The sequence below is a fragment of the Streptomyces calidiresistens genome (genome assembly GCF_014141525.1).
GTDB classification, from domain to species: domain Bacteria; phylum Actinomycetota; class Actinomycetes; order Streptomycetales; family Streptomycetaceae; genus Streptomyces; species Streptomyces calidiresistens.
Window position 1 is genome coordinate 1 of record NZ_VKHS01000663.1, and the last position, 3,077, is coordinate 3,077.

4 protein-coding genes are annotated in these 3,077 nt (G+C 75.5%); all 4 read left to right on the forward strand.

What is annotated here, in order from left to right:
* Positions 1-269: 269 nt before the first annotated feature.
* The 4 genes from folB to FOE67_RS21155 all read left to right on the forward strand — a co-directional run bounded on the left by folB (position 270) and on the right by FOE67_RS21155 (position 3,052).
* Positions 270-629: a dihydroneopterin aldolase gene (gene folB / locus FOE67_RS21140; protein WP_182666427.1), complete on the forward strand. Its 360-nt coding sequence runs from the start codon at positions 270-272 to the stop codon at positions 627-629.
* Complete coding sequence (gene folK / locus FOE67_RS21145; RefSeq protein ID WP_182666428.1) at positions 626-1,234, forward strand: 2-amino-4-hydroxy-6-hydroxymethyldihydropteridine diphosphokinase; 609 nt, start codon at positions 626-628, stop codon at positions 1,232-1,234. The genes folB and folK overlap by 4 nt, the downstream gene beginning before the upstream one ends.
* A gap of 133 nt (positions 1,235-1,367) precedes the next feature.
* Positions 1,368-1,868, forward strand: a complete 501-nt coding sequence (locus FOE67_RS21150) for a DUF3180 domain-containing protein (RefSeq protein WP_182666429.1) — start codon at positions 1,368-1,370, stop codon at positions 1,866-1,868.
* A 152-nt stretch (positions 1,869-2,020) separates the two neighbouring features.
* Positions 2,021-3,052 carry a hypothetical protein gene (locus FOE67_RS21155; protein WP_182666430.1) on the forward strand — a complete coding sequence of 344 codons (1,032 nt, stop codon included), beginning with the start codon at positions 2,021-2,023 and terminating at the stop codon, positions 3,050-3,052.
* Positions 3,053-3,077: the final 25 nt, after the last annotated feature.

Below are 3,077 nucleotides of genomic sequence, written 5' to 3' on the forward strand. Positions count from 1 at the left end.
GAGGGGGACGGTCGGGGGAAATCCGACGGGGAGTACGGGCCCGGAGTGTCCGTTCGGGTTTTCGGCGTGTTCGCCGTGCATGGACCGGGTCCCGCCCGGGTATGGGGCGGCACCGGGCGGAAGGCGGATCGGGCCGGTCCGGGCCCCGTCCCCGGGGGTGTCACGGCCCCCCGGTAGATTGCGGGCACAGCTTGCCGGACCCGCCCGTCAGAACCCGGCCGCCTCGTCGCGCCCCGGGACCGTGTCCGGTTGGAGGGAGTGAGGCAATCGTGGACCGTATCGCCCTGCGCGGGTTGCGAGCCCGGGGGTTCCACGGCGCCCTCCCGGAGGAGCGGAGCCTGGGGCAGACCTTCGTGGTGGACGTGGTGCTGGGCACCGACATCCGCCCGGCGGCGGCGGCCGACGACCTGGAACGCACCGTGCACTACGGGGTGGTGGCGCAGGAGGTCGTGGAGGTCGTCTCGGGCGAGCCCTGCGCCCTCATCGAGACCCTGGCCGAGCGCATCGCGGCGCGGTGCCTGGAGCACGGGGCGGTGCGGGAGGTCGAGGTGACCGTGCACAAGCCGCAGGCCCCCATCCCCGTGCCCTTCGACGACGTGACCATCACCATCAAGCGGAGCCGAGCATGACACCCGACAGTGCCGCGTTTCCCGACCCGACCGTGCAGCCGGTACCGCCTTCCGTGGTGAACCGGGTGGACGCCGCGGACTCGACCCTCCACAACCCGCAGCGCGCCGTGCTCTCCCTGGGCAGCAACCTGGGCAATCGGCTGGAGACCCTGCAGGGCGCGATCGACGCCCTGGAGGACACCCCCGGCGTGCGGGTCAAGGCGGTCTCCCCGGTGTACGAGACCGAGCCGTGGGGTGTGGAGCCGGGCTCCCAACAGTCCTATTTCAACGCGGTGGTGCTGCTGCGCACCACCCTCCCCCCGTCCTCGCTGCTGGAGCGGGCGCACGCCATCGAGGAGGCGTTCGAGCGCACCCGTGACGAGCGGTGGGGGCCGCGCACCATCGACGTGGACATCGTCGCCTACCAGGGTGTGATCTCCGACGATCCGGTGCTGACGCTGCCGCATCCGCGGGCCCACGAGCGGGCCTTCGTGCTGGTGCCCTGGCACGACATCGAGCCGGACGGCGAGGTGCCGGGGTACGGTGCGCTGGTCGGGCTGCTGCCGACGGTCGGCGACCAGGGCGTGACCCGCCGTGAGGACGTGGAGTTGGTGCTGCCGAGGTGAGGCCGCCCCCGCGCCCGGGCAGGAGCGGGGGACGGACCCGGGAGCGGTCGAGCCGGCGGACGCCGCGGCGGACGCCCCGCCCCGGGACGACCATGGTGACGGCACGACGGATGCGGGTGACGGTGAGGCTGCGGTGAACCATCTGCGGGTGGGCGTGTTGGTGCTGATCTTCGTCGCGGCGACGGGATTGGCCTGGGCGGGATCGGGTTTGTGGGACGCGCGCGGCACACTGCCCGCCGTGCCCTGGCCCGCGCCCGTGGTGTTCGGGATGCTGGCGGGGCTGTTGTTCGCGATGGCGTTGTCGCTGCGTTCCCGGTTGCGGGCGCGCCGGGAGCGGCGGCCGGGCGCCCGGCCGGTGGATCCGCTGGGCGCCACGCGGGCGGTGATGCTGGGTCAGGCGAGTGCGCTGGTCTCGGCGCTGGTCGGCGGCCTGTACGGCGGGTTGGGCATCTTCCTGCTGCTGGAGTACACGGATGTGCCGGCGCGGCGGGATCAGGCGCTGTACGCCGGGTTGACGGTGCTGGCGGCGGCGGCCGTGTGCGCGGCGGCGCTGTTCCTGCAGCGGGTGTGCCGGTTGCGGGGGGACGAGCCGGAGGAGAACGGCAACGGGGGGCCGCTGGGCTCCCCGATGTGACCCCGCGGCGCCCTCCCGGACCGTCGGCGGCGGGTCCCCGGGCGGGGTCCCGGCCCGGGACGGGTGTGGGACCGGTGGTCGATGGGTAACCGGCGGGGAACAGTCCCCGAACGCTCTCCCCCCTGTGCGGGGTGTCACGGTAGGTTTCGGCCATGGCACGTGGACGTCATCGACACGCGCCGCTGCACCGGATGGCGGTTCCCGCCGGTGTGGGCGGCTTCGCGGCCCTGTGCGCCGTGACGGCGCTGTTCGCGGGGGGCGCCCCCACCTGGCTGTTGCGGCTGCTGGCCGTACTGGCCGCCCTCGCGGCGGTGTTCGGTGCCCTGCTGTTGCGCGCGTGGGATTCGGACGCGGGTCGGCGGGTCGCCAAGGAGCGGGCGGCCACGGCGGCGGTGTCCTGGCGGTTGGACGAGCACCAGGCGGAGCTGGAGGAGGCCCGGGAGCTGGTGACCTCCCTGGAGGAGAAGGTCCGGGCCAAGCGTGCCGAACTGGGGCGGCTGCGCGGTGAGCACGCCGATCTGCTCCGTCGGTACGCCCGGGCGGAGGACGACCGCGCCCGGGCGCTGGAGGGACGTCGCCGGTTGGCGCTGGAGGCCGCGCGTCCGGTGCCCGCGCTGGAGGAGTCGGGCCGGGACGCGGGAGAGGGCCCCGACACGGGCTCCCGTCCCGGGGGAGCCGGGGAGCCCTCGCCCGAACTGTACCGGCGGGCGCTGGCCGCCCTGGATTCCCTGGCCCGACGGACGGCGTCCCCCGCGGCGGAGCGGGCGACCCCGGCCGCCGGGACCGACACCCCGGGCGGGGGGAGCGGTTCGGCGCGGGAGCGCGGCCGTGCCGGGAGCCGCCCCAAGGGCTTCGACTTCTTCGGCCCCGGCGCCGCTCCCCGGCCGCGGCGGATGCCCGGGGCACCCGCCGCCGGTTCCGCCGCTTCCGCCGGCCCGACCGGGGATCCCGGCCCGACGTCCGACACCACCGCCGGCGACGCGGTCGCCACCGGCTCCGGGAGCGTCCGGACGGACCGGGGTTCCGAGGAGGGCGAACCGGCCGGGGAAGCCGGCGAGAGGAAAGCGGAGGCCACGGAGACCGCCGCCGAAGACGGGAAGACCACGGCGGAGGCCGGCGCGGCCGAAGCCGGGGATGTCCCGGAGCCCGATCCGGCCCGCAGCCCCGGTCCGGCAGCCGCCTGACACCCCGTCCCGTCCCCTTCCTCCC